Origin of the sequence: Dyella sp. S184, assembly GCF_009766065.1 — a bacterium.
Taxonomy (GTDB): Bacteria; Pseudomonadota; Gammaproteobacteria; order Xanthomonadales; family Rhodanobacteraceae; genus Rhodanobacter.
Map to the genome: position 1 here is coordinate 646,600 of NZ_LMUE01000002.1, position 25,653 is coordinate 672,252.

The window sequence follows — 25,653 nt, forward strand, 5'->3', positions numbered from 1 at the left end:
ACCGTATATCTTCAGTCCTCATCAATCCATCGCTTCATCGCGAAAGAGAGATATATACTTGCCAGCGACGCCACAAGGAAACTCTGCGATGCCATCCATCAGCTTCGAATTCTTCCCGCCTAAAACCGAAGAGCAGCGCGCGCAGCTTGATCGTGCCGCCCAAGCGTTGAAGGCGTATCAGCCGGAGTACGCCTCGGTCACCTTCGGTGCCGGTGGTTCGACGCTCAGCTACACCGGTGAAACCGTGGCACGGCTGCATGCGCAGCATGGCCTGAACGTGGCGCCGCATCTGTCCTGTGTGGGCGGTACCCGTGCCGAGCTGGGTGCACTGTTGGACGATTATCGCGTCGCCGGCTACCGGCGCATCGTCGCACTGCGTGGCGACCTGCCCTCGGGCATGGCCACGCCGGGCGATTTTCGGTATGCGGCCGAACTGGTCAGCTTCATCCGCGAGCACAGCGGCGACCACTTCCACATCGAGGTGGCGGCTTACCCTGAAACCCATCCGCAAGCCGACGACGCGCTGCGTGACCTGCAGCACTTCAAGGCAAAGATCGATGCCGGCGCGAACGGCGCGATCACCCAGTATTTCTTCAACCCCGACGCGTACTTCCGCTTCATCGATGATGTGCGCAAACTCGGCGTGAACGTGCCGATCGTGCCGGGCATCATGCCGATCGCTAACTACAGCCAGCTGAAACGCTTCTCGGACATGTGCGGTGCCGAAATTCCGCGCTGGATAGCCAAGCGCATGCAGGCCCACGGTGACGATGCCGAGTCGGTGCGCGCACTCGGCGCCGAAGTAGTGGCGCAACTGTGCCGGCGCCTGCTCGATGGTGGTGCACCAGGCCTGCACTTCTACACGCTGAACCGCGCCAAGGCGACGCAACTGGTGCTGCAACAACTTTCCTGAGCGGGCGGGCGGGTATGCTGGCGCAATATGCCCCGGTTAGCTGCCCTGCTGTGCCTCATCCTGCTCGCCTGGGCTGTACCTGCCATCGCGCAGAACCCGATCCATCGCTGCATCGGCGCGGATGGCGGCCCCTTGTTCACGGATCAGCCCTGCGCGGCATTGCAGGGCACCGCCGTGAGCCCCGCATCCGCGGCCACGGCTGGCGGCAACGGCCAACTCACCGAGCCAGCACACCTGCTGTGCGCCGCCAGTCTCGGTGCATTGCGGCAGAGCGTAATCGATGCGTTCGCCAGCCGTGACGCAAACCGGATGGCCGGCCTGATGCTGTGGGGTGGTTACGGCCGCAGCGTGGCGATTGCGGATATCCGTTCGCTGAGTTCGCTGATGAAGCAGCCGCTGCTTGATCTCAGCCCGACTGACGATCCGGCGCATGCTGGCAGCGATCCGCCGGCACCAGGCAGCAGCAGTGCCGACCCGTTTGACCCAAACCCACCCGCTAGCGCACCAGCCGCCGGCAATCAGCTGGTGCTGCATACGGCCGGCATGGATGGCAGCGGCAGCCCGCATGAGCTGCGCTTCGACATCGTGCGCCGCGCCGGCTGCCTATGGCTGCGCAACGCGGATTGACGCCACACAGACTTCCAGCAGTTATCATAGGCGGTCCCCAGGAGAACTGACATGGCGCAGCAATACCCCGAGTGGATCTGGCAGAACGGCCGCATCAAGCCGTGGGCCGAAGCGACCACGCACGTGATGTCGCACGCGCTGCATTACGGCTCGTCGGTATTCGAGGGTATCCGCAGCTACGCCACGCCGGACGGTGCGGCGATCTTCCGGCTCACCGACCACCTGAACCGGCTGTACCAGTCGGCCAAGATCTATGACATGGTGCTGCCGCACTCGGTCGATGAGCTGGCGGCAGCCTGCCGCGAAGTGATCAAGAAGAATGGGCTCGGCGCCGCCTATCTGCGCCCGGTCGCGTACCGTGGCCTGGGCGGTTTCGGGTTGTCCGCCGAGACGCCGATCGATGTTGCCGTAGCGGCATGGCCGATGGGCCCGTACCTAGGACCGGAGGCGCTCGAGAACGGCATCACCGCATGCGTGTCGAGCTGGCAGCGCTTCGCGCCCAATACCATCCCGGCTGGCGCCAAGGCCGGCGGCAACTACCTGTCCGGCCAATTGATCGCACGTGAAGCGCGCCGCCTCGGCTTCGGCGAAGGCATCGCGCTCGCATCCAGCGGCCTGCTCAGCGAGGGCGCCGGCGAGAACCTGTTCCTGGTGTTCGACGGTGTACTGCATACCACTCCGGCCAGTGCCTCGATCCTCACCGGCATCACCCGCGATACGCTGAAGACGCTGGCACGCGAAGACGGCATCGAAGTGGTCGAGCGCGACCTGCCGCGCGAATATCTGTATCTGGCCGAAGAGATCCTGATGTGCGGGACTGCCGCTGAAGTCACCCCGATCCGCGAAGTCGATGGCAAGCAGATCGGCAACGGTAAAGCCGGCCGTGTAACGCGACGCCTGCAGGAGCTGTTCTTTGGCCTGTTCGACGGCCGCACCCACGACAAATGGGGCTGGCTGGAATCGGTCTGAATCAAGGACGTCCATAAAAAAGCCCCGTAATACGGGGCTTTTTTATGGACGTCGGATTCGCATCATCCGAATACGATGCTGGCAATCGCGCCATTCGCATCGCTGCGTGGACGCATCGAAACATCCCAGCCATACAATTCGCACAAGCGTCGCACGATTGCCAGACCGAGACCGGCACCGCTGCCGCCAGCACCTTCACCACGCACTCCACGCTGGAACAGGCGCTCAGCATCCTCCGGCTTGATCCCAGGACCGGTGTCGATGACTTCAATACGACCCTGCCCCACTTCGACTCGCACGCTGCCTTCGAGCGTGTACTTGATCGCATTGCCGATCAGGTTGGTCAACGCCACTGACAGCACCGAGGCCGGTGCGTTGATGTTGACCGGCTCGTTGACGGTCAGCTCAATCGTCAATGGCTTGCCGCGCATCTGCGGGCGCTGGCTTTCGATGACGTCAGCAGCGACCTTGCCGACCTCGGTGGTTTCACCGCGGGTCGGGCCTCGGCGTTCGGCGCGCGACAGCAGCAGCAGCGCCTCGATCAGCTCGGTGGCCTGTCGTGAGGCGCGCTCGATGCGCTTCAGCCGCTCGCTCAGTTTTTCGGTGAGATCGGGCGAGCCTTGCAGCAGTTCGGTGGTACTGGCGATCACCGCCAGCGGCGTGCGCAACTCGTGGCTGACGTCGGAATTGAACTCGCGATCGCGCTCGACCATCGCGGTGAGCCGTGCCGAATATTCGTCCAGTGCGTGCGCAAGCTCACCCACTTCGTCGTCGGCGAAATGCGGCGCCAGTGGCTCGGCCTTGCCAGCCTTGCGAAAACCGCGCAAGCGATTGGCCAGATCGCTGACCGGCTTGAGTACCTTGCGTGACAACCACATGCCAAGCGCCAGCGAAAGCAGCCCGAACAGAAAGACCGCCCCTATCACGCTGAGCAACAGCTGCTGTTTGCCCAATTCATCGCGCGATATGTCGTAGCGCAGAAAACTGATTACGCCATCCTGCCGCCGCACAGCCAGCTTGTAGCGTTTGACATGGCCATCGGCATCGGTTTCGGTGATGTCGTGCACACCGGTCGCCAGCTGTTGCCAGTTCAGCGGCGCCTTGTAGATCGTGCGGTCACTCCATGTCCACGCCTTGACGATGTTGAAATGCGGGATTTGCGAAGGGTCGGCGCGAACCTGCGCATTGAGGTTGTCGACCTCATCCTGCAGGCTCGCCGTGACCAGCTGATCCTCAACCTTGGTGCGAATGTTCAACGCAGCCACGGCAAACAACGCGCTGAGGCCGAAACCGAACAGCGCGAAAGAGACGATCAATCGAAACCGAAGCTTACGCCTGGACTGCATCCGGCTCGACCATTCGATAGCCAATGCCATGCCGCGTATGGATCAGCGGCTTCTCGAACGGTTTGTCGATGGCCGCGCGCAGGCCGTGAATATGCACGCGCAGCGAATCGCTGTCGGGCAGCTCTTCGCCCCATACACGCTGCTCCAGATCCTGCCGCGTGACCACCGACGGGCTTGCTTCCATCAGTGCCTGCAGCAGCTTCAGGCCGATCGGGTTCAACTGGATCGACTTGCCCTCGCGATTCACCGTGAGCGTATCCAGATTGAAGGTGAGGTCGGCCACCTTCAACACGCGGCTCTGCGGACCCTTGCCGCGGCGCGCCAGCACTTCCAGCCGTGCGGACAATTCCTGCAGCGCGAACGGCTTGGTCATGTAGTCGTCGGCGCCGGATTCGAAGCCGGTCAGCTTCTGCTCCAGCGCATCGCGCGCGGTCAGCATCAGGATAGGCGTCTGCTTGTGCGCCTCGTGACGCAGCTTGCGCGCCACTTCCAGACCATCCATGCCCGGCAACGTGAGATCCAGCACGATTACGTCGAAATCATGCACCACGGCCAGATGCAGGCCAGTGACGCCATCGCCGGCGAAATCCACCACGTGGCCACGATCTTCCAGATAGTCGCCGATATTGGTCGCGATATCGCTATTGTCTTCAATCACCAGAACGCGCATGTGTTACTCCTGCGCAGCCGACACACGGGACGGCTGAGGGTGCAAGCTTAACAAAAGCTTGTGTGAACGAAGCGCGCCGCTTGCGACGCAAAGCTGAACGCGCCTTCGTGCGGGCAATAAAAAGGCCCAGATGGGCGACTCGCCGTCGCCACACCTGGGCCCAAGCTACTGCCCCGATACCATCATCTGCCGTCACCCGCCCTCAGCGGTTGGAGTGCCATGCAAAAACAGTGTCATCTTTATAGGGGGTCCCGGGTTACGGTGCAGTTAACCGGTACTCACTTCGCCGTTAAACGTGCCGTGCAGTTCCACACCACCATCACGATGAGATATCGACGATATCAACTCAAGACCGTGCCCATGGAATCAACCACCCGCACGCGCATCATCCGGTTCACGACAGATATGCGTTCCCGTGACGATCTGACAGCTGGCCCGAGCCCGGATTTTCTGATCGGCCTGCGAATGAGATGTCACATTTCCGCTGCGCCCCGTATTCAACGTGAAAGCCAGCGTCTGACGATATCGTTGTGAAGTTGCGCCCGTTTCCGGCAATGCATACTTCCATGCACGCATCGCGTCGATCGCCGCCTGGTCGAACACACCCGCAGGCTGGGCACTGATGACACGCGGATCCCGCACGCCACCACCGGCAGACAAGCCAAACTCGATCACCACTTGTCCTTCCACACCTTGCACAAGCGCTGCATGCGGATAGACCGGCTGGCGAATCTGAATTGGTGTCGGCGCCAGCGCCCTGGATGAAGCAGCGGGAACAGCCGGCTCGGCCACAACCACTATCGGCTCGTCATGACGAACCGGCGCCAGATCAGCAACCCGCAACGAAGCCACCTGCGGCAGCATCACACCAGTCGATTCAACCGGCAACACAGCGACACCCGGGTCGTCGGTATGGTCCGGCACCCGCGCCGCACTCTTGATCGGCCGCAGTGCCTCGACATGCCTCAAGGCCAGATCGGCCGGGTGCCACGGCACATCAGCCAACGCCAACGGCAATATCGATGGAATCCACACCGACTGCAGTTGTGCGATCGCGCCCGTCAGGTTTTGCTGCAGATGGTTCTGCTTCCATTCGAGTCGCAACGTGAGCGCCACCAGCGCAGCACCGAGCAACACCGCCACAAAGCGGGCCGGCGTGCGCAGCAATGCACCTTCACGCTCCGGCGTGATCATCTGCTGCACGCGATCCAGCAGCACACCACCACTGGCCGCCAGCAGCAACGAGCCATGCCGTTCACGCAATTCACCGAGCTCGGCCAACGCCGTTACGAAGGCATGCCGGCTGCCGCCACTGATTGAAAGCGCCAGTTCGTCGCAGCAGATCTCGCGCTCATTGCGCACATCGCGCGAAATCCAGTGCACCACCGGATGATAGAAACACAGCGTCTCGAGAACGACCTGGAATAGGTTGGCGAGCGGATCCCAGCGCCGCAAATGCGCCAACTCGTGGGCAAGGATCAGTTCGATCTGTGTCGCCGGGAAATTGCACACCACCGCCATCGGCAGCAGGATTACCGGCCGCATCCAGCCAACCACGGCCGGTGCGGCAATGACCTTGCTGCACAGTACGGTGACGCGTCGACGCAAACCGAAACGATCAGCCATCGCGACGACTTGATCCTGCCATTCCGGGATCAGCCCGGCCATCCGCACGAGGGCCTTCAGTCCGCGCCATTGTCGCCATGCCCGCAGTGACAACAGCAACACACCGAGTGACCACGTCAACACGAGCCAGGGCAAAAGTGCGTCCAGATCGGCATCCCATGCCCAGGTCGTCGCAACGGCTGCCGCACCGTAACCCGTCGTTACCGGAGCCACCAGCCCAGCGTCTGCCGGTATTACCTGTGGCAGTGCTTCCAGCAACCGCCACAGGGTCAGCAAAGGACACAGGGCAAGCGCCACCAGGATGGCCATGCCAAATCGGTAACGCGCCTCGCCACGAGGCAGCACCGCACGCGCCACCGCATACAGCAATCCCAGCAATACCCCCTGCCAGACAAAATGCAGCAATACCCAGCCGACCACCCGGACACTCGCAAGCACCACCGGCAATACGTCCATCAGGATGCGTCCTTGTCAAGCTTGTTCAACAGGGCGCGGATCGCGCGCAACTCCTCGCGGCTGGCATGCTGGCTGCCGAGCGCATGCAGTACCAGTTGCGAAGATGAGCCGTCGAACACCCGCTGTACCAGATCAAGCAGAAACCGTTTCTGGGTGCGCTCCTTGCTCACCGTTGGCCGGTAAACATGTGCACGCTGTGCATCGTCACGCTCAACCAGCCCCTTGGCGTGCATCAACTGCATCAATTTCAGCGTCGTGGTGTAACCGGTGCTGTCACTGGGACGGAGTACATCGTGCACTTCACGTACGGTGCATCCATCACGCAGCCAAAGGACGTGGAGAATCTCCAGCTCCGCCCCGGTCGGCTTCGGATCATTGTCTGGTGGCAGTTTCATATCAAATCCTCACTCGAGGCCAGGCACGCATTTCTGCCGTTCTTGGCATTATGCGGCTAGTGCCCGCTATGAGGAGAGAGAGAACTGCCCGAAGGCTGATTTGACTGCAGCAGCTGGTGTTGAAAGTCCTGTGCATTACGCTGCTCCAACTCGATTTCGCGATAGGTGCGGCAGGTCGTCCTCGGTATGTGGGAACCTATCGGCTCCACTGACTCGCATACCAGCCGCTTGTCGTCACGGCGCGTCAGGATCGCGTTGACCGCTTCCTGATCGTTGAACAGCTGGACTTTGCTGCTCTGATCCATCTGCGCAACAGTCCCGTACTTGTCGAACAGCGATTGCATTTCGGTGAAGTTCGTCTCGAGCTTGTCGCGCTCACCTTGTTGCACGAATTCATAGCGCCCGCCAGGTTGCATCTGTTGATGCACGGCCGCAACCACGGCAGTAAAGTCACCCTTGTTCTCGGCCTTCACAATGACTTCCGTCTTGTAGGCGTAAACAGCACTCGCCTGCAGCAGCGCCACGCCCACAACCGCACTCACCAGCCAGAACTTCTGTTTCATGCCCCACTCTCCCCAGACCAGGCCGCGCTCCTAAGGAACACCCCACACCCGATCATCCTGCAATGGATGCTAGGTCAGCCTGCCAAGCCCTGTCAACGAAGATGTTCGTACTAAACGCTTCGTAATGTACTCCGGCGCATGCGTGCGCCCCGCACCGTGTCACCCGCCTGTGCAAGCAACAGGTCCATGATCGCACCAGCCACATCGACGCCAGTGGCGGCCTCGATACCCTCCAAACCGGGCGAGGAGTTCACCTCGAGCAGCAGCGGCCCGCGGTTTGAGCGCAGCAAATCGACACCGGCGATACCCAGCCCCAGCGCCCCTGCCGCACGTATCGCGATACGCTTTTCCTCAGCGCTCAGCGTCGCGGCCATCGCTGTGCCGCCGCGATGCAGGTTGGCGCGGAACTCGCCCGGGCTGGCATCGCGCTGCATGGCCGCCACCACTTTCTTGCCGACCACGAAACAACGCAGGTCGCTACCCTTCGCCTCGGCGATGAACTCCTGCACCAGGAAGTTCGCGTACAGGCCACGGAACGCCTCGATCACGCTCTGTGACGCGCTGCGCTTCTCGGCCAGCACCACGCCGGTGCCCTGGCTGCCTTCGTTGAGCTTGATCACGTGCGGCGGATCGCCCAGCAGGGCCAGCACGTCGGCGGTGTCGTCCGGGTTGTCGCCGAACACCGTGATCGGCATGTCGATGCCTTGAGCCGCGAGTATCTGCAGGCAACGCAGCTTGTCGCGCGCGCGCAGCACGGCATCGGAGGGATTGGGCGTGTACACACCCATCATTTCCAGCTGACGCAACACGGCAGTGCCATAGAACGTGCTGGTGGTGCCGATGCGCGGGATCACCGCATCGATGTCGCGCACCTCTCTCCCCTTGTAGCGGATCGCCACGGCGCCCGGCGCGATGCGTACATAGCAGCGCAAGGGGTCGAGCACGCGCACCACGTGGCCACGCTCGCGCCCCGCCTCGACAAGCCGCTTGGTCGAATACAGGCGCGTGTTGCGCGAGAGGATCGCAATTTTCATACAAGGGCCGTCATGAAGGGTCCGCGACCAGCAGCGGCCGTGACTGGGTATAGGAACGTGCCGGATCCACCGCAAAACGCCCGCTCAGGGCAGTGCGGCCGAGCAACAGCGGAAACAGCATATGCCGCCGATCGGTCAGGTTGATGTCGACACTGAAATGCTGGCCGGCCAGTTGTACATCACTGCGGATGAACCAGCGTTCGGTGCGACGACCACCCGTGTCAGTCACCGCGCGCCGATCCAGTGCCGGCGCCTCGCAGCACACAGGCACCGGCTGACGCCGGCCGACATGCATGGTGAAGCGCAACCAGGTCACGCCGTCGCGCTGGAAAGCCTCGAGAGTATCGACATGCAGCGAACTGCTGCGCGCACCGGTATCGAGCTTGGCCTTGAGCATGCTGATGCCAAGCTGTGGCAAGGCCAGCCGCTCGCGCCAACCCAGAGTGACCAGATCTCTGTTGATCAGATCTGTGTTGATCAGATCTGCCATGTGGATTCGGGATTGCTCGGTGGGGATCGGGGATTGGAGCGGGTGAAGGGAATCGAACCCTCGTCAGTAGCTTGGGAAGCTACAGCTCTACCATTGAGCTACACCCGCCTGGGCCTGCGGATGGTAACCCGGGACTCCTGCGGTTGGAACTACCGGCCCTCCCCATCGCCGCACCTGGCCGTGCGACGAGTGCCAACCCAACGCCGCATGAATCACCGAAGGCTGCGGCCGTAACTGAGGCCAGCCCATGCCGCCGCAAATCGGTACTCGCCGTCACAGCCGCTACAATGGCCGGATGCACATTACGCTCAATGGTCAACCGCGCGACTGCGCTCCTGCCACCACCGTTGCCCAGCTGCTGGAACAGGCCGGTTACGGCGGCCGCCGCGTGGCGGTGGAGCTCAACCACGAGATCGTGCCGCGCAGCCTGCACGCCAGTCACATCCTGGCCGACGGCGACCAACTTGAAATCGTCCACGCCATCGGCGGCGGCTGAGTTTCCGTCGCTTCGCCGCCCATCGCCACACCCGCCCGCACCCCAGGCATCGCCATGAATCGCAAGACCACCGATATCACCGATCCACTGATCATTGCTGGCAAGAGCTACGGCTCACGGCTGCTCACCGGCACCGGCAAGTACAAGGATTTCGACGAGACCCGTGCGGCCTCACTGGCCGCAGGCGCCGAGATCGTTACCGTGGCGATCCGCCGCGTGAACATCGGCCAGGATGCCGGCCAGCCGAACCTGCTCGATGCACTGCCGCCGGACCAGTTCACCCTGCTGCCGAACACCGCCGGCTGCTACAACGCAGTCGATGCGGTGCGCACCTGCAAGCTGGCACGCGAGCTGCTCGACGGCCACCAGCTGGTGAAGCTCGAAGTGCTGGGCGACCAGCGCACACTGTTCCCCGACGTGGTGGAAACGCTGAAGGCTGCCGAGATCCTGGTCGCCGACGGCTTCGAGGTGATGGTCTATACCAGTGATGACCCGATCCTGGCCAAGCGTCTCGAGGAGATCGGCTGCGTCGCGGTGATGCCGCTGGCCGCACCGATCGGCTCGGGCCTGGGCATCCAGAACCGCTACAACCTGCTGGAGATCATCGAGAACGCCAAGGTACCGATCATCGTCGACGCCGGCGTGGGCACCGCCTCCGACGCCGCGATCGCGATGGAACTGGGCTGCGATGGCGTGCTGATGAATACCGCGATCGCCGGCGCGAAGGATCCGGTGCTGATGGCGCACGCGATGAAGCTGGCGATCCAGGCTGGCCGCGCCGCGTTTCGTGCCGGACGCATCCCGCGCAAACGCTATGCCTCGGCGTCCAGCCCGATCGACGGCACCATTGGCTGAGCGGACATGAGCGAACAACACGACCACGACGACACTGCGCCGGAATACATGCGCCGCATCCGCAGTTTCGTGCTGCGCGAAGGCCGCATGACGCCGGCGCAGCAGCGCGCGTTCGACACGTTGTGGTCGCGCTACGGCATCGACTATCACGGCACCCCGCACGACTTCCACGCGAACTTCGACCGGTACGCGCCGCTGGTGATGGAGATCGGTTTCGGTAACGGCGAAGCACTGGCTTGGGCCAGCGAGCACGACCTGGCGCGCGACTTCCTCGGCATCGAGGTGCATGGCCCCGGCGTCGGGCGGCTGATGAATTCGCTGGCCGCACGCGACGCCGGCAATGTGCGGCTGTACAAGCACGACGCGGTGGAAGTGCTCGAACACGAGATCGCACCGGGCATGCTGGCCGAGGCGCGCATCTGGTTCCCCGACCCTTGGCACAAGAAACGTCACAACAAGCGCCGGCTGATCCAGCCGGAGTTCGTCGCCCTGCTCGCCTCACGCATGGCGCCGGATGGCCTGCTGCATCTGGCCACCGACTGGCAGCCGTATGCCGAGCACATGCTCGAGGTGATGGAAGCCGCGCCGGGCTGGCGCAACACGATCGGCCCTGGCCAGTACGCCGAGAAGCCCGCGTGGCGCATCGAGACGCACTTCGAGCGACGCGGCCTGAAGCTTGGTCATGGCGTGTGGGATCTGCTTTATCGCCGAACCTGAGCATGCCTCCATGTACATGCCTCCATGTAATGGAGGTTCACCAGCGGCCGCATCGGCACGCTTATACTGCGGCAATCCATCCAGGGACGAATCGACGCAGCGTGAAGCTTCCACTGCCCCGCCGTAACCACCGTAGCCAGCCGCCTCTGCCGGACGTCAGCTAGTGGGACTCTCGCTCACCCCCGAAATGATCCTGGTACTCGGGCTGGTGGGCTTCACCATGCTGATGCTGGTGCTGGAGTGGATCCGCGCCGACATGGTGGCGCTGCTGGTGGTGGTGGCGATCGGTCTGACCGGACTGATCCCGTCCGACCGCGTGTTCAACGGTTTCGCCGGCAACGCGGTGATCGCGATCATGGCGATCATGATCATGGGCGAGGGACTGGATCGCGCCGGCGTACTCAACCTCACCGCACGTTTCGTGATGCGCATGGCACGTGGCGTGGAATCGCGCCTCGGCCTGGTGATCAACCTGGTCGCCAGCCTGTTCAGCGCAGTGATTCCCAGCCAGGCGCTGGCCGCGTTGATGATCCCGGTCAGCAGCCGCCTGTCCGCGCGTACCGGCGTGCCGCTGTCGCGGCTGCTGCTGCCGATGGCGTTCTGCATCCTCACTGCAACCAACACCACGCTGATCGCGAACTCGCCATTGATCGTGCTGAACGACCTGATTGCCAGCGCCAACGTGAACCTGCCACCGGGCGCGCACACGATCCCGAAGTTCGGCCTGTTCAGCGTCACCCCGATCGGCCTGGCGCTGGCCCTCCTCGGCGTGGCGTACTTCTATTTCTTCGGCCGCAAGCTGCTTCCCGGTCACGAGGACGAACGGCTAAAGGTGACGCCCGGGCGCACCGAGAGCTACTTCGCCGAGACTTACGGCATCGGCGGCGAGACCGCCGAACTCACCGTCACCGCGGAAAGTCCGCTGGTCGGCATGAGCATCGGCGAGGTCGAGCAACTGCACGGCGCGCCGATGATCCTGGCGATCAAGAGCGGCAACGACGCACGCATGGCGCCACCGGCTGATCACGTGATCTGGGTCGGCTCGGTGCTCGGCGTGCTCGGCCCGCGCGATCAACTGACCCAGTTCGCCAACAACCAGCTGTGCCGGCTGTCGACCCGCATGCGCCAGCTCGGCGAGCTGTTCAACCCGAGCCGAGCCGGCATTTCCGAAGTGGTAATTCCGCCGGTTTCGCGCTTCATCAAGCAGACCGTGGGCGAGCTGCGTCTGCGCAAGCGTTTCGGTATTTCGGTGCTGGCGGTGACCCGTGGCGAGCATGTATTCCGCGACGACGTGCGCGGGGTGACTCTGCGCGCCGGCGACACGGTGGTGCTGCACAGCAACTGGCGCGACCTGTCGCTGGCAGCGGAAGACAAGGATCTCGTCGTCGTCACCGACATCCCGAAGGAGGAACAGCGCCCCGGCAAGATCTGGCAGGCGGTGGGCTTCTTCGTAATGGCCAAGTGTCTGGCGCTGTTTACCAACCTCGACCTGTCGGTGGCGATGATGACCGGCGCGATCGGCATGCTGCTGACCGGCGTGTTGAACATGGACGAGGCGTACAGGGCGATCAACTGGAAGACGATTTTCGTGACCGCCTGCCTGATTCCGCTGGGCTGGTCGATGGATTCCACCGGCACCGCTGCGTGGGTGGCGCAGGAGGTGTTGCAACATCTGGGTGGCCATTCGCACTGGCTGCTGCAACTGGTGCTGGCAATCCTGACCCTGCTGTTCTCGCAGGTGATGTCGAATGTCGGCGCCACCGTGATGATGGTGCCGATCGCGATCAGCGTGGCGGTCGCCACCGGCGGCAACCCGTCGGCGTATGCCTTGATCGTAGCGGTGTCCTCGTCCAACACCTTCCTGCTCAGCTCCGGTCACCCCGCGCTGATGATGGTCACCGGCCCGGGCGGTTATCGCAGCAAGGACTTTTTGCGCGTCGGCATACCGCTGACCCTGCTGGTGCTCGTCGTCACCCTGGTCGCGATCAACCTGATGTTCCACTGAGCGCGCTAACCGCGCGCCACACACTGCACCACTGCTTCAGTTCCGCTGGAAGAAAGCTGCGAATGCCGCGACCGTGCGCGCCACGCCATCGTCGTCAATATCAAGGTGCATTACCAGTCGCAGCGTGGGCAGATAACCGATGCTGATGCGGATGCCGGCAGCGCGCAGATGGACGTCCAGTTCGCGCAACCGTTCAGCTGGCACGTCGATGAAGACCATGTTGGTGTACTGCCCGAGCAGGTCGATGCCGGCAATCTCACGCAGGCGACCGGCCAGATACGCCGCGCGACGATGATCATCGGCCAGCCGCGCCACATGATGATCCAGCGCATACATGCCTGCTGCTGCAAGGATACCGGCCTGGCGCCAGCCGCCGCCGGTGACCTTGCGCCAGCGCCGCGCCTTGTCGACCAGCGCATGCGAGCCAACCAGCACCGAACCGACCGGTGCGCCAAGCCCCTTCGACAGGCAGATGGATACCGTATCGAAATGCCGCGCGATCTCCCGCGCCGGCACACCGCAGGCCACCGCGGCGTTGTACAGGCGCGCGCCATCCAGGTGCAGGCCGAGTCCGTGCGCACGCGCCACGTCGTGCACAGCGGTCAGGTACTCAAGCGGCAGCGGCCGGCCATGCCAGGTATTTTCCAGTGCCAGCAGGCGGGTACGTGCGAAGTGCGGGTCGATCGGCTTGATCGCCGCCTCGATGCTCTGCAGCGGCAACGTGCCATCTGCCGACTGCACGATCGGCTGCGGCTGGATCGAGCCGAGCACCGCCGCGCCACCGCCCTCGAACTTGTAGGTGTGCGCATCCATGCCGACCAGGTATTCATCGCCACGCTCGCAATGTGCAAGCAATGCCAGCAGGTTGGACTGCGTGCCGCTGGGCACAAACAACCCAGCATCGAAACCGAGCTCATCAGCCATCCGCTGCTGCAGCGCATTGACCGTGGGGTCCTCGCCGTAGACGTCGTCACCGACCTCGGCAGCCAACATCGCCTCACGCATCGCAGCGGTTGGGCGGGTCACGGTGTCACTGCGCAGGTCGATCACATCCACGGCATACCCTCTTGTCAGGAAACCCCATCAGCTTGATCGGTCAGGCGGATGCGAGCAAGCCATCGCCGCAGCAAGCAGCCGATCAGTGAGCTGAGCTCCAGTAGTAGCATGACCAAATTCATGGTGCGCAGTGACGCACCCAAGGGCTCCTGTCGTCGTGTCGATCCTGCGTCTCTATCTGCGCGTACTCGGGCTGCTCGCGCCCGAACGGCGACTGGCGATCACGCTGGCACTGGCGAATCTCGCCCTGGCTGGCGTGTACTTCCTCGAACCGATGCTGTTCGGCCGCGTGGTCGACGCACTGGCGGCACCCGGTCCGAGCCACGCACCGCGACTGATCGCGCTGTGGGCACTGGCCGGCTTCGGCGGCGTGATAGCGAGCGTGTGGGTGTCGCTGCATGCCGATCGTCTCGCGCACCGACGCCGGCTGGCCGCGATCGCCGCGTTCTTCGAACATGCCGCGGCACTGCCGCTGGCGTTCCACGGCGAGCATCACACCGGCCGGCTCGCGCGCATCATGAACAACGGTGTCAGCAACCTGTTCAACCTCTGGCTGAGCTTCTTCCGCGAACACCTCGCCACGCTGCTGTCGATCTTCGTGATGATCCCGGTCGCACTGGTGATGAACTGGAAGCTGGCGCTGCTGATGATCGCGCTGATGATCATCTTCGCGGTCTCCAATGCGATCGCCGTGCAGCGTACGCACAAGGCACAGGGCGAGGTGGAAGAACTGCATCACGAGATCGCCACCCGCGCCGGCGACGTATTCGGCAACGTCACCGTGGTGCAGAGCTTCACCCGTCTCAGCGCCGAAGCCGCCGCACTGAAGGAGATGATGATGCGCGTGCTGGCGGCGCAGTATCCGGTGCTGCGCGGCTGGGCGATCCTGTCGGTGCTGAACCGCGCAGCCAGCACGCTGACCATTGTCGCGATCTTCGCGCTCGGCACTTCACTGCATGCGCGCGGCGAGGTGACGGTGGGTGGCATCGTCAGCTTCGTGGGTTTCTCGATGATGCTGATCGGTCGGCTCGAACAGTTCGCCAGCTTCATCTCCGGCCTGTTCTTCCAGACCCAGTCGCTGTACGACTACTTCGCGGTGCTCGACCGGCATCCGGCGATCGTTGAAGCGGCTGGCGCGATGGTGCTGCCACGCGTGCGTGGCGAGGTGGTATTCGACCAGGTCAGCTTCGGCTATGACCCGGTGCAGCCGGCACTGCATGGGCTGAGCTTTCGCGCCGCCGCCGGCAGCACGATTGCGCTGGTCGGCCCGACCGGCGCCGGCAAGACCACTGCGCTCAGCCTGCTCTATCGCGCCTACGATCCATCCGAGGGATACATCAGCATCGACGGCCACGATATCCGCGCCGTCACGCTCGATTCATTGCGCCAGAATATTGGCGTGGTGTTCCAGGATCCTGGCATGTTCTACCGCTCGATCCTCGACAACCTGCGTGTCGGCAAGCCGGACGCCGACCTCATCGAGATCGAGAAGGCCGTCGCCGCGGCCGAGGCAGCCACGTTCATCGCCAACAAGCCCGAAGGACTGGAGACCCTGGTCGCCGAACGCGGCCGCTCACTGTCCGGCGGCGAGCGCCAGCGTCTGGCGATCGCCCGCGCCATGCTGAAGGATGCGCCGATCCTGGTACTAGACGAGGCCACCAGCGCGCTGGACAACGCCACCGAGGCACGCATCCAGCGCGCACTCGACACGCTGACCCAGGGCCGCACCACCTTCGTGATCGCGCATCGGCTGTCCACCGTGCGCAATGCCGACCTGATCCTGGTGCTGGATCAGGGACAATTGTTGGAACAGGGCCGTTTCGATGAGCTGATCGCACAGGGTGGCCTGTTCGCACAACTGGCCCAGGGCGGCAAGTTCACATCGGATGCGCAGGCGATCACCGATATCGACGTCGAAACCGCTGAATCACTCGCGATGCTGGATTAGGTTGCCGCAGCGAGCCCGCCCGGAACCGTCAGGCGTGCTTGCGGAAATACAGCCACGCCGCCAGGGCCAGGACCATGGCCGGCAGCAGATTGGCAACCAGCGGCGGGATACCGTAGACCGTACCGAAGCTGACCATCGCCTTCTGCAGGAAATACCAGCCGATCGCCAGCAGCATGCCCAGGAACATGCGCTTGCCCAGGCCGCCCGAACGCAAGGCACCAAACGCGAATGGCATCGCGCAGAGCACCAGCACCAGCACGTTCAGCGGGTACAGCGCACGCCCCCAGAACGCAATCGCATAAACGCCCGGGCTTTCGCCATTGGTCTCCAGATAGGTCATGTTGCGACGCAGGTCGCGCATGGCCAGATATTGCGGCTGGATCAATGACTGTTCCAGCACATTCGGATCGAGCCGCGATTCCCAACGCTCGTTGACTGCCGTGGTGGTGTGCGTACCCTGGTTGTCCAGCGTGGTGCTGCGCACTTCATCGAACACCCATTGCTTGCCATCGTGTTCGGCCGTCTTGGCCCAGTCGAAACGGCTCAACTGCCCATCGGGCGTCAGGGTGAACACGCGAACGTCCGCCAGCTGTACCGAACTATGTCCATTCACCGGTCGCAGCAGGCTGCTCTTGGCATTGATGAAGCGATTGCCGTCGCGTGCCCACAAGCCACTGCTGGTCGAACCGATACTGCCTGACGATTTCAGCCGAAGGTCCATCGCCTGCGCCTGCTGGTCGCCCCATGGCGCAGCGGTTTCGCCCAGAATCACCACTCCGACCATCAGCACCGCCACGATGCCGACGGCGGATGTCGCGATACGCAGCTTGGACATGCCGGTGGCACGCAATGCAGTCAGCTCGCCGGTGGAAGCAAGGCCACCCAGTCCCAGCAGACCGCCGATCAGCGCCGCATTGCCGAACATTTCGTATAGCCGGCGCGGGGTGGTCACCAGCACGTACACGATGGCATCGGTCAAGGTGTAGCCGTTCTTGCCGATATTGCCGAGCTGCTGCAGAAAATGCAGCACAGCGTCGAAACCGGTCAGCACCAGCCAGACCATCAGCAACGAACTGAGCACGGTGATGCTGACCAGCCAGTCGACCCGCTTGATCTGCATGACACTCATCGGGCCGCCGCCTTGCGCGGTTTGCGCTCAACGTACTGGTCGCGGAACATCCATGCGGCAAACCCGAATACCAACAGGCTAACGAACCACATCGGACCGGCATGATGCCAGTGGCCCTTGGCAATTTGCCCGCGACAGAGCGCCAGCAGCAGGTAATACACATAGAAGCTGAGTACCGCCAGCAGCAGGCGGCCGAAACGCGGTTCGCGCGGAGTCTGCCGCGACAACGGCAGCGCCAGCATCAGCAATACCAGGCTCATCGCCGGCGCAATGGTGCGCCAGGCGAATTCCGCGCGTGCATCGGCGTTGTCGGCACCCCATAGCGTCAAGGTATCCAGGCTCGCCGCAGGATCCTCGGTCGTGGCGTCGGACTGCACATTGGACAGCGAGGTGTCGTTGCGCTCGTACTGCATCTTGCGCCAGTTGTCGGCGCCCAATGGAATTTCGTACTGCCAGCCGTTGTAGAGCGCCAGGAAGCGATCGGTACCGCTGCTTTCCTGATACATCTGACCGTGCTTGCCGGTGATCAGCTTGATCTTGCGGGAACCATCCTTGTCGATGCGCTCGGCGGCAATGAAGGTATTGCCGAGTACGCTGCCATCACGGCTCAGGGTATCGACAAAGATGATGCCGCCCTTGCTCGGCAGCGGCGTGAAGCGGCCGGCATCCAGGCCGGCGGCGATCACCGAACGGTTCGCTGCAGACACCAGCGCGTCGGAAGTGCGGTATGCCCATGGTCCCAGCCACAGCGATACCACCGCCACCAGCACCGACACCAGCACCGCCAGCAGCGTCATCGGCCGCAGCAGGCCACCCGCCCCCATGCCGGAAGAAGCCAGCACGTGCATCTCGCTTTCGCGGTACATGCGGCCGAGACCGTACAGCACGCCAAGGAAGGCCGAGAGCGGCAGCAAGGTGGGCAGCCCTTCGATCATGTTCAGGCCCAGCACCTGGAACATCACGCTGGCCGGGAAGCTGCCGTTGGCCACCTGCTTCAGCACCTGCGCGAAGGTGGTGCCGGACATGATCGCCAGCAGCACAATCGCGGTGGCAAGCATGGTCTGCCCCAGCTCGCGCAGGAAATAGCGGTCGAGAATGCTCAGCATGCGATAAACTTGTCCGCTTACCCGTTGACCCGATCGGGCCGACAAACCATAAGTCTAGCCTGTCCGGCCATCGCCGGGCTCATGCAGGAACCACCCCGATGACCCTCCAGTTCAGCCTCGGCACCGCCGCTCCCGAAACCGTTGACGCCGCCTGCGTGCTGGTCGGCGTGTACGAACACGGCATGCTGACCAGCGCTGCCGCCCGAGTGGACAGCGCCACTGATGGCCTGATCAAGCGCCAGGTGGAAAGTGGCGACATCAGCGGCAAAGCCGGCAGCACCACCCTGCTGTTCGCGCCGACCGGTATCACCGCGAAGCGCGTGCTGGTGGTCGGGCTGGGTTCGCAGAAGTCATTCGACGCGGCCCGCTTCCAGAAGGTCAGCATCGAGGCGGCGCGTGCCATGGGCAAGTTGCCGCTCACGGATGCAGTGTCGTATCTGACCGAAGTCGAAGTGCCGGGCCGCAGCAATGCCTGGCGCGTGCGCGTTGCCGCGCTCGCGAGTGATCACGCCGCCTATCGTTACACCGCTACGTTCAAGCCACGCGACAAGAGCAAGCAGCCAGAGCTCAACGCCATTACTTTTGCCGCCGGCGACGATGCGCAACACGGCCTTGACCAGGCCCGAGCGATTGCCGAAGGCGTGCGCTTCGCCCGCGACCTGGCCAACCTGCCGCCGAACATCTGCACCCCTGCGTATATCGCTGAGCAGGCACAAGCCTTTGCCGAAGGCAGCGACAAGGTCAGCTGCAACGTGCTCGACGAAGTCGAGATGGGCAAGCTCGGCTTCGGCTCGCTGCTGGCAGTAGGCCGCGGCTCGGTCAACAAGCCACGGCTGATCGTGCTGGAGTACAAGGGTGGTAAAGAGGGTGACAAGCCGTACGCTTTTGTCGGCAAGGGCGTCACCTTCGACTCCGGCGGCATCAGTCTGAAGCCCGGCGCCGGCATGGAAGAAATGAAGTTCGACATGGGCGGCGCGGCCGGCGTGCTCGGCGCCTTTGTCGCTGCGGTGAAGATGGGCCTCAAGCTCAACCTGGTCTGCGTGGTACCGAGCGTGGAGAACATGCCCGACGGCGACAGCTACCGCCCCAGCGATGTGCTGACCAGCTTGTCCGGCTTGACCATCGAGGTGTTGAACACCGACGCCGAAGGCCGACTGATCCTGTGCGATGCGCTCACCTACACCGCGCAGACCTTCCATCCGCACACCCTGATCGACGCTGCCACCCTCACTGGCGCCTGTGTGATCGCGCTCGGCAAGCATGCCAGCGGCCTGATGAGCAAACACGACGACCTCGCCGCCGAGCTGCTCGCCGCTGGCGAAGAGACGCTTGACCGCGCCTGGCGCCTGCCGTTGTGGGACGACTACCAGGCGCAGCTCGATTCCGGCTTCGCCGACGTCGCCAACATCGGCGGCAAGAGCGCTGGTGCAATCACTGCCGCCTGCTTCCTGTCACGCTTCACGGACGGCCAGCGCTGGGCGCACCTGGACATCGCCGGCACCGCCTGGGACGAAGGCCGCAAGGGCCTCGCCACTGGGCGACCGGTAGCGCTGCTGGCGCAGTGGCTGCTGGATCGCGCTGGCTGACGCGCCGGAACCGACCCTCAATGCCCCGTGCCGATTTCTACCTGATCGACAAGCCACGCTTTCGCGAGCAGCCGTTGTTGCTGGTGTGCGAACTGGCGAAGAAGGCGTTTGCGACGCAGCAGCCGACGCTGATCCTGACCCGCGATTACGCCCAGGCCGAAGCGCTCGATGAACTGCTGTGGGCGTTCGACGAGGACACGTTGATTCCGCATCAGCTGGCCGGCGACGATGACGATGCGCAGACCGCCGTACTGATCGTGCCGCCGGGCATCGACAGCGCCGACCGGCCTCTGGTGATCAACCTGCGCGAGACCTGCCCTGACGGACACTGCCAGCGCGTGCTGGAAGTGGTCGCCGCCGACCCGGCCGAGCGCGACGGCTCGCGCACGCGCTGGCGCGAATACCAGCAACGCGGTTTCGAGCTGCACAAGAACGACATGTAGGCTCAGGCGAGGTCGGTTGCCACCGGCACTGTGGCGACCAGAACCTGTGCCAGCGCAGCAGCCAGCTGTTCGCCGGTGAGTGGCTTGCGCAGAAAGCCATCCATGCCTGCCGCATGCGCGCGCGTTTCATCCTCGCTGCCCGAACGCGCAGTCACGGCAATGATCGGCAAGTGCGGTCCAGCCTGCTCGCGCTGGCGGATCAGTCGGGCGATCTGGAAGCCATCCACGCCTGGCAGGTCCAGATCCAGCAGCACCGCATCGAAACGCACCTGCGCCAGTTCGGCCAATGCAGCCAGTCCATTGATGACATGCACCACCGCATGCCCCTGTCGTTCCAGCAGACCACTGATGACCGCTGCCACGATCGTGTCGTCTTCCACCAGTAGCAGGCAGTAACTGCGGTCTTCGCCTGCATCCTTCGACGACGACGGCTCGACCGGCATCGGCTCGGCCAGCGGCAGGCGCACATGAAACGTGCTGCCATGCCCCAGCTGCGACTGCAGCTCGATACTGCCGCCCATCATGCCCACCAGCTCGCGACAGATTGCCAGCCCCAAGCCGCTGCCGGCGCGTCGCTGCGGGCCATCCTCCTGCTCGAAACGCTCAAACAGCCGGGCCTGGCTCGCTTCGGAAATGCCGGGACCGGTATCGCTGACGCTGAACTGCAGATCCTCATCCATCCGCTGCACGCGCAGCGTCACGCGGCCGCGTTCGGTAAACTTCAACGCATTGTTCGCCAGGTTCAGCAATACCTGCTTGATCCGCAGCACATCGCCGACCACCAGCATCGGCAGATCGTCGGCAATCTCCAGCTCGAAGCGAACATGTCTTGACTGCGCCAAGCCACGTTCCAGCTGCGCCACCTCCTTCACCAGTTGGCGCGGATCAAACGGCGCCGGCTCCAGCTCCAGCTTGCCGGCCTCGATGCGCGCCAGATCCAGCGCATCGTTTAGCAGCTTCAACAGCATGCTGCCGGAACGCTGCATGGCATCGGTGTATTCGTGCTGTTGCTGGTTGAGCGGTGTGCTCAGCAGCAATTCGGCCATGCCCATCACACCGGTCATCGGTGTACGTATCTCGTGGCTGAGCGTGGCCAGGAACTGGGTTTTCGCTGCGCTGGCCTGTTCGGCCAGGCTACGGCGCTGCTCGGCCAGCTGGATCTGGTGACGGTGTGCCAGCCGGCGGCGCCACGCCAGCAGCAGCAACCACGCCAGCAGCGCCACCAGCACGGCATAGATCAGCCACGCCCACCAGCGCGCCCATGGCGGCGCCTGCACATGCATGCGCAGCTGCGTGGTGCGATGCGTCCAGGTGCCACGCGCACCGGAGGCCATCACATCCAGTGTGTAGTCGCCGGCGCCGAGCCCGGTGAAATCGCGCTCACCGCGATCGCCGGTGTCGACCCAGCTGCTGTCGAAACCGCGCAGCCGAAACCGGTAATGATTCGCCGATGGATTGACATAGGAGAACACCCGCGCCTCGACCTCGAGCTGGCTATCCTGCCAGCCGATCTCCAGCGGCTTCTCGCCGATCGGCAACATCTGCGTCACGCCGTGGTGGCGCACACTGACCTGGGTGATCGACAACTGCGGTTCGTCGGCCTGCGGGCTCACCCAGTCCGGGTCGAAGGCCGCCACACCACCCAGGGTGGCGGCATAGATATAGCCACTGGGCATGTAGGCGTAACCGCGCGAGAACTCGCCATTGGTCAGGCCGTCCTGCAAGCCGAACGAGCGGAAGTGTCCGGAGCGCGGATCGAAATACCACAAGCCGTCATGACCGAAGACCCACACGCGGCCGAGCGTATCCACCCGCAGATCGGTCACGTTGACCGAGGGCCAGCCGTGTGCCGCGTCAATCCGACGATCCAGTACCACACCCTTCCCGCTAAAACGGTAGAACGCGAGCTGGTCGGCATTGGCCATCCACAGGCCATCCTTGCCGAAATCGAACGCATCAATGGATTGCCCGGTCGGCGCGCCGGGCACCATCTCGAAGCGGTCATGCGCCGCGTTCAACCGCAACATGCCGCCGTCGCTGGCGTACCAGAAGACTCCGTCCTTCAGCGTCATCTGGCTGCCCCACAACACCTTGTCGCTCGGGCCGTCCAGCGGCACCGAGGTCAGCACCAGCGTCTCCGGATCGACGCGGAACACACCCCGGCCGAATGTGCGCACATACATCTGGCCGTCCGGGCCAGGCTCGACTTCCAGCGGACTTTCAATCTGCTTGCCCTGCGGATCGACCTGGTCGACCTTGCCGTCCGTGACCCGATACAGCGCCCCGTGCACCGCCACCCACAGGCGCTGCTTGGCGTCTTCAGTCATGCCGACCACATCGCCACGCAGGCCGGACAGCACATGCTCGACCTCGCCAGTCACCGGATCGAGTCGGTCGATCCGGCCATTGCGCTCGCCGACCCAGACGTGGCGGCCATCCCTGCCGCGCGCCATCGTGGTAGCAACCGAATCACGCAGGCTGCTCGCGTCGTCGGGAATATGGGTGAAACGGCTGAACCGGCTCCAGCCCGGTGCCAGATAGGCCACTCCGCCATCGTACATGGCCGCCCACAGGCCGCCCTCCCGGTCGACCATCAGCTGCCACACCCAAGTGCCAGGCAGGTTGCCATAGAGCACCGGCCGATCGCTCATCGCGGTCGTCGGGCCACCCGCCTGCGCCTGCAGGAACAGCCCCTTCTTGGTACCGACCCACAGGCGACCGGCGTTGTCGCGCACGCTGCTCATCACATCGATGGCGGGAATCACCGATGCGGCGAAACGATGGGCTATGCCATCCTTGCCGACGACCATCAGGCCATCGGTGGTCGCAATGCGCACTTCGTCGCCGTCGCCATCGATGCGCCACGCATCCATCCGTTGCTTTGGATCGTCCGACTGCACGCGCCGCAGCTGCCCGTCGGCCGCGCGCACGAACACACCATGGCTGCTACCGATCCACAACTGCTGCTGCGGATCGACATACAGCGCCGCGACCGCACCGAAATCCGCGGGCTGCGTACCCAGCAGCGGATTGACCATGTGTTCGAAGCCACGCTCGTCGGGTCGCAGGCGATCCAATCCACCTGCGCTGCCGACCCACAGACTGTCGTCGGCGGTCTGTGCGACCGCCCATACACGGTCGCTGGCGAGGCTGGCGGGATCGGCCGGGTCATGCCCCCAGTGCAGGAACCGGCCGGTAGATGCGTCATAACGGTTCAATGCCGCATTCAGACCGGCGGCCCACAGGCGACCCTGTCGATCGATCTGCAGCGTGGCGATACCGTTGTTGTACAACGAGCCCGGATCGTTCTCGACATGGCGGAACACCTCGAAGTCGACGCCATCGAAACGCGCAAGGCCGCCCTTGGTACCGAACCAGATTGCACCGTCGCGATCCTGCACCACCGCATACACATTGGTGCTGGGCAGACCATCGGCCGTGCTGTAGCGACGAAACTGCGGTGTCGGCAACGGGTCGGCCCGCAACGCGGGCATCGGAGCACCTGTTGCAACCAGCGCCGGAATTGCAGCCGCTCCCATCGCAGGCGCAGATGCACCCAACAAGATCAACATACACAGCAGAAAAGCCGCTCTCATGAATCCCCTTCATGCCCCCGACCAGGCGCGGCGGCCCAGTGGAATCGAGCCTCATCCCGGCCCGTTCTCCCGATGATGCCAAAACCATCTGCCCACGGCGAGCGCGAAGTCGCAGCCGCTACACTTGTCCGCATGTCCCGTCGCCTGCGCTTGCTGTTCACTGCACTGGCTGTAGCAGCCCTGCTGTGGCTGCTGTTTGCCGCCGCCGAGCGTGCGCTGGCACTGGCGCAGCGATTCCTGGCGCTACCGACGTGGCTGCAATGGACCCTGGGCGGCGTGCTCACGCTGTTTGCGGCGGCCGGCCTGATGGTGCTGTGGTGGCTGCTGCGCCCGCGTCGCCGACGGCGCCCACTGCCGGCGCCCGATCGCGGCAGTCTGGAACAACGCATCGACCAACTGCGCGAACGCGGCGCGGATACCGGCGCGCTCGCCTCGGAACTCGGCGAGCTCGATCGCCGCCGCACCAGCGCCCGTATCTATGTCGCGTTGTTCGGCGAAATCTCCACCGGCAAGTCCAGCCTGATCCGCGCGCTGGCACCCCATGCGAATGTCGTCAGCGACGCACGCGGCGGCACCACCCACGAAGTCGGCCACTACGACAGCGCGTTGCCGGATGGCCGCACGCTGGTAATCGCGGATGTGCCCGGCAGCCGCGAGGCCGGCGGTGAGGCGCACGAAACGCTGGCCCGCGACGAGGCCCTGCGTGCGCATGCCGTGATCTATTTGTGCGCCGGCGACCTCAACCGAAGCCAGGTGGACGAACTGCGCTGGCTTGCCGATTTCGGCAAGCCACTGCTGCTGGTGCTGAACAAGGCCGACCAGTGGAACAGTACCGAACGCGAACAATTGCTAGGACGCCTGCGTCAGCACACCCGCGGCATCGCCAGCGCAGTCCTGGCGATCAGCGCCGGCGGCAGCGAGCGCTACCAGCGCGAACTTGCCGATGGCAGCACCGAATCGGTCGAACGCCAGCGCAAGCCTGTGATCGAGCCACTGTTGCAGGCACTCGAGCGACTCACCGCACCTAGTGCCCGAGAGCTGGAGGATCTGCGCGAAAACGCCGTGCTGGCCGGCCTGCACGAACGCACCGGCACGTTGGAAGCGCAAACCCTCGCCGATGAAGCACAACGCATCGTGCGCAAATACACACGCCGCGCGATCGTCGGCGCACTCGCCGCCATCGCACCAGGTAGCGACCTGGTGATCCAGGGCGTACTCGCTGCCGGACTCACCCGCGCCCTCGCCGCGGTGTACGGCGTGAAAGTCAGCGACGTGCAGATCGAGGACTTCGTACAGCAGGCCAGGCTCACGCTGCGCACCGGCAGCTCGATCGTACTGGCCGTCGCCGGCAACGCGCTGAAGGCGTTTCCCGGCCTCGGCACACTCGGCGGCGGCGTGCTGCACGCGTTCGCCTACGCACTTATCTTCGACTCGATGGGCCGCGCACTGGCCGCGTCGCTGGCCGAACGCCACACACTCGATCAGCACGACGCCGGCACGCGCCTGAAGGAACTACTCGCCGATACCGGCGGCACACGGCTGCGTCAGCTCGCCACACTGACGATGGAAGCGGTACGCGAGCGCGACAAGCCGGAATGATCTCGCTCCCTTAGATGGGCACAAGCAA

22 protein-coding genes and 1 tRNA gene are annotated in these 25,653 nt (G+C 63.9%); 11 read left to right on the plus strand and 12 right to left on the minus strand.

Annotated features, from left to right (window positions below):
- The first annotated feature begins 88 nt into the window (after positions 1-88).
- From metF to GSQ75_RS02800, 3 genes are read left to right on the plus strand one after another with little or no spacing between them, the layout of a single operon-like run.
- On the plus strand, positions 89-913 hold the full coding sequence (metF, locus tag GSQ75_RS02790) for a methylenetetrahydrofolate reductase [NAD(P)H] (protein ID WP_158752993.1): 825 nt from the start codon (positions 89-91) through the stop codon (positions 911-913).
- A 27-nt stretch (positions 914-940) separates the two neighbouring features.
- Positions 941-1,540: a DUF4124 domain-containing protein gene (locus GSQ75_RS02795; RefSeq protein WP_158752994.1), complete on the plus strand. Its 600-nt coding sequence runs from the start codon at positions 941-943 to the stop codon at positions 1,538-1,540.
- A 51-nt stretch (positions 1,541-1,591) separates the two neighbouring features.
- Positions 1,592-2,509 (plus strand): branched-chain amino acid transaminase, encoded by a 918-nt coding sequence (locus GSQ75_RS02800; protein ID WP_158752995.1) that lies wholly within the window; start codon positions 1,592-1,594, stop codon positions 2,507-2,509.
- 62 nt (positions 2,510-2,571) lie between these two features.
- Here the strand turns inward: GSQ75_RS02800 and GSQ75_RS02805 are convergent, their stop codons facing one another.
- From GSQ75_RS02805 to GSQ75_RS02840, 8 genes are all read right to left on the minus strand, one after another.
- On the minus strand, positions 2,572-3,855 hold the full coding sequence (locus GSQ75_RS02805) for a HAMP domain-containing sensor histidine kinase (protein ID WP_158752996.1): 1,284 nt from the start codon (positions 3,853-3,855) through the stop codon (positions 2,572-2,574).
- Entirely contained in the window at positions 3,839-4,525 is a 687-nt protein-coding gene (locus GSQ75_RS02810; RefSeq protein WP_077441131.1) for a response regulator transcription factor, read from the minus strand. The genes GSQ75_RS02805 and GSQ75_RS02810 overlap by 17 nt, the downstream gene beginning before the upstream one ends.
- 366 nt (positions 4,526-4,891) lie before the next feature.
- Positions 4,892-6,607, minus strand: coding sequence for a M56 family metallopeptidase (locus GSQ75_RS02815; protein WP_158752997.1), 1,716 nt, complete (start codon positions 6,605-6,607; stop codon positions 4,892-4,894).
- Positions 6,607-7,002, minus strand: a complete 396-nt coding sequence (locus GSQ75_RS02820) for a BlaI/MecI/CopY family transcriptional regulator (RefSeq protein ID WP_158752998.1) — start codon at positions 7,000-7,002, stop codon at positions 6,607-6,609. The genes GSQ75_RS02815 and GSQ75_RS02820 overlap by 1 nt, the downstream gene beginning before the upstream one ends.
- A 56-nt stretch (positions 7,003-7,058) precedes the next feature.
- On the minus strand, positions 7,059-7,565 hold the full coding sequence (locus GSQ75_RS02825) for a hypothetical protein (protein WP_158752999.1): 507 nt from the start codon (positions 7,563-7,565) through the stop codon (positions 7,059-7,061).
- 110 nt (positions 7,566-7,675) lie between these two features.
- Positions 7,676-8,599, minus strand: a complete 924-nt coding sequence (gene rimK, locus GSQ75_RS02830; RefSeq protein WP_158753000.1) for a 30S ribosomal protein S6--L-glutamate ligase — start codon at positions 8,597-8,599, stop codon at positions 7,676-7,678.
- A gap of 10 nt (positions 8,600-8,609) precedes the next feature.
- Positions 8,610-9,089, minus strand: a complete 480-nt coding sequence (locus tag GSQ75_RS02835; RefSeq protein ID WP_158753001.1) for a RimK/LysX family protein — start codon at positions 9,087-9,089, stop codon at positions 8,610-8,612.
- Between the two features lie 34 nt (positions 9,090-9,123).
- Positions 9,124-9,197: transfer RNA gene (locus GSQ75_RS02840), tRNA-Gly, on the minus strand.
- 187 nt (positions 9,198-9,384) lie between these two features.
- Here GSQ75_RS02840 and thiS point away from each other — a divergent pair.
- The 4 genes from thiS (at position 9,385) to GSQ75_RS02860 (ending at position 13,162) form a co-directional block, all read left to right on the plus strand.
- Positions 9,385-9,585, plus strand: a complete 201-nt coding sequence (gene thiS / locus GSQ75_RS02845; protein ID WP_158753881.1) for a sulfur carrier protein ThiS — start codon at positions 9,385-9,387, stop codon at positions 9,583-9,585.
- Between the two features lie 54 nt (positions 9,586-9,639).
- Entirely contained in the window at positions 9,640-10,440 is an 801-nt protein-coding gene (locus tag GSQ75_RS02850; protein WP_158753002.1) for a thiazole synthase, read from the plus strand.
- A gap of 6 nt (positions 10,441-10,446) precedes the next feature.
- Positions 10,447-11,157 (plus strand): tRNA (guanosine(46)-N7)-methyltransferase TrmB, encoded by a 711-nt coding sequence (gene trmB / locus GSQ75_RS02855; protein WP_158753003.1) that lies wholly within the window; start codon positions 10,447-10,449, stop codon positions 11,155-11,157.
- 187 nt (positions 11,158-11,344) lie between these two features.
- Entirely contained in the window at positions 11,345-13,162 is a 1,818-nt protein-coding gene (locus tag GSQ75_RS02860) for an SLC13 family permease (protein ID WP_158753882.1), read from the plus strand.
- A 36-nt stretch (positions 13,163-13,198) separates the two neighbouring features.
- Here GSQ75_RS02860 and ltaE read toward each other — a convergent pair whose 3' ends face one another.
- The gene (gene ltaE, locus GSQ75_RS02865) at positions 13,199-14,218 is read right to left on the minus strand and encodes a low-specificity L-threonine aldolase (protein WP_158753004.1); all 1,020 of its coding nucleotides are present in this window, start codon (positions 14,216-14,218) and stop codon (positions 13,199-13,201) included.
- Between the two features lie 157 nt (positions 14,219-14,375).
- On the opposite strand from ltaE, the gene GSQ75_RS02870 reads away from it, so the two are divergent.
- Entirely contained in the window at positions 14,376-16,166 is a 1,791-nt protein-coding gene (locus tag GSQ75_RS02870; protein ID WP_158753005.1) for a glucan ABC transporter ATP-binding protein/ permease, read from the plus strand.
- 28 nt (positions 16,167-16,194) lie between these two features.
- Here GSQ75_RS02870 and lptG read toward each other — a convergent pair whose 3' ends face one another.
- The gene (lptG, locus tag GSQ75_RS02875; protein WP_158753006.1) at positions 16,195-17,295 is read right to left on the minus strand and encodes an LPS export ABC transporter permease LptG; all 1,101 of its coding nucleotides are present in this window, start codon (positions 17,293-17,295) and stop codon (positions 16,195-16,197) included.
- Positions 17,292-18,401, minus strand: coding sequence for an LPS export ABC transporter permease LptF (gene lptF, locus GSQ75_RS02880; protein WP_158753007.1), 1,110 nt, complete (start codon positions 18,399-18,401; stop codon positions 17,292-17,294). Before lptF ends, lptG begins: the two co-directional genes overlap by 4 nt.
- 98 nt (positions 18,402-18,499) lie before the next feature.
- Between lptF and GSQ75_RS02885 the strand changes: the two genes are divergently transcribed.
- Positions 18,500-19,987, plus strand: a complete 1,488-nt coding sequence (locus GSQ75_RS02885; RefSeq protein ID WP_158753008.1) for a leucyl aminopeptidase — start codon at positions 18,500-18,502, stop codon at positions 19,985-19,987.
- 20 nt (positions 19,988-20,007) lie between these two features.
- Positions 20,008-20,430 (plus strand): DNA polymerase III subunit chi, encoded by a 423-nt coding sequence (locus GSQ75_RS02890; RefSeq protein WP_158753009.1) that lies wholly within the window; start codon positions 20,008-20,010, stop codon positions 20,428-20,430.
- 2 nt (positions 20,431-20,432) lie between these two features.
- On the opposite strand, the gene GSQ75_RS02895 is transcribed toward GSQ75_RS02890, so the two are convergent.
- The gene (locus GSQ75_RS02895; protein WP_343160907.1) at positions 20,433-23,924 is read right to left on the minus strand and encodes an ATP-binding protein; all 3,492 of its coding nucleotides are present in this window, start codon (positions 23,922-23,924) and stop codon (positions 20,433-20,435) included.
- Positions 23,925-24,158: 234 nt separating this feature from the next.
- Between GSQ75_RS02895 and GSQ75_RS02900 the strand changes: the two genes are divergently transcribed.
- Positions 24,159-25,625 (plus strand): GTPase domain-containing protein, encoded by a 1,467-nt coding sequence (locus tag GSQ75_RS02900; RefSeq protein WP_158753011.1) that lies wholly within the window; start codon positions 24,159-24,161, stop codon positions 25,623-25,625.
- Positions 25,626-25,653: the final 28 nt, after the last annotated feature.

Coding starts and splice junctions, on each gene's coding strand:
- trmB (WP_158753003.1), top strand. CDS start 10,447: ATGAGCGAACAACACGACCACGACGACACTGCGCCGGAATACATGCGC.
- rimK (WP_158753000.1), bottom strand. CDS start 8,599: ATGAAAATTGCGATCCTCTCGCGCAACACGCGCCTGTATTCGACCAAG.
- GSQ75_RS02850 (WP_158753002.1), top strand. CDS start 9,640: ATGAATCGCAAGACCACCGATATCACCGATCCACTGATCATTGCTGGC.
- GSQ75_RS02885 (WP_158753008.1), top strand. CDS start 18,500: ATGACCCTCCAGTTCAGCCTCGGCACCGCCGCTCCCGAAACCGTTGAC.
- thiS (WP_158753881.1), top strand. CDS start 9,385: ATGCACATTACGCTCAATGGTCAACCGCGCGACTGCGCTCCTGCCACC.
- GSQ75_RS02825 (WP_158752999.1), bottom strand. CDS start 7,565: ATGAAACAGAAGTTCTGGCTGGTGAGTGCGGTTGTGGGCGTGGCGCTG.
- lptF (WP_158753007.1), bottom strand. CDS start 18,401: ATGCTGAGCATTCTCGACCGCTATTTCCTGCGCGAGCTGGGGCAGACC.
- GSQ75_RS02800 (WP_158752995.1), top strand. CDS start 1,592: ATGGCGCAGCAATACCCCGAGTGGATCTGGCAGAACGGCCGCATCAAG.
- GSQ75_RS02815 (WP_158752997.1), bottom strand. CDS start 6,607: ATGGACGTATTGCCGGTGGTGCTTGCGAGTGTCCGGGTGGTCGGCTGG.
- GSQ75_RS02895 (WP_343160907.1), bottom strand. CDS start 23,924: ATGCCCGCGTTGCGGGCCGACCCGTTGCCGACACCGCAGTTTCGTCGC.
- GSQ75_RS02795 (WP_158752994.1), top strand. CDS start 941: ATGCCCCGGTTAGCTGCCCTGCTGTGCCTCATCCTGCTCGCCTGGGCT.
- GSQ75_RS02890 (WP_158753009.1), top strand. CDS start 20,008: ATGCCCCGTGCCGATTTCTACCTGATCGACAAGCCACGCTTTCGCGAG.
- GSQ75_RS02805 (WP_158752996.1), bottom strand. CDS start 3,855: ATGCAGTCCAGGCGTAAGCTTCGGTTTCGATTGATCGTCTCTTTCGCG.
- metF (WP_158752993.1), top strand. CDS start 89: ATGCCATCCATCAGCTTCGAATTCTTCCCGCCTAAAACCGAAGAGCAG.
- GSQ75_RS02810 (WP_077441131.1), bottom strand. CDS start 4,525: ATGCGCGTTCTGGTGATTGAAGACAATAGCGATATCGCGACCAATATC.
- GSQ75_RS02860 (WP_158753882.1), top strand. CDS start 11,345: ATGATCCTGGTACTCGGGCTGGTGGGCTTCACCATGCTGATGCTGGTG.
- GSQ75_RS02820 (WP_158752998.1), bottom strand. CDS start 7,002: ATGAAACTGCCACCAGACAATGATCCGAAGCCGACCGGGGCGGAGCTG.
- lptG (WP_158753006.1), bottom strand. CDS start 17,295: ATGAGTGTCATGCAGATCAAGCGGGTCGACTGGCTGGTCAGCATCACC.
- GSQ75_RS02900 (WP_158753011.1), top strand. CDS start 24,159: ATGTCCCGTCGCCTGCGCTTGCTGTTCACTGCACTGGCTGTAGCAGCC.
- GSQ75_RS02835 (WP_158753001.1), bottom strand. CDS start 9,089: ATGGCAGATCTGATCAACACAGATCTGATCAACAGAGATCTGGTCACT.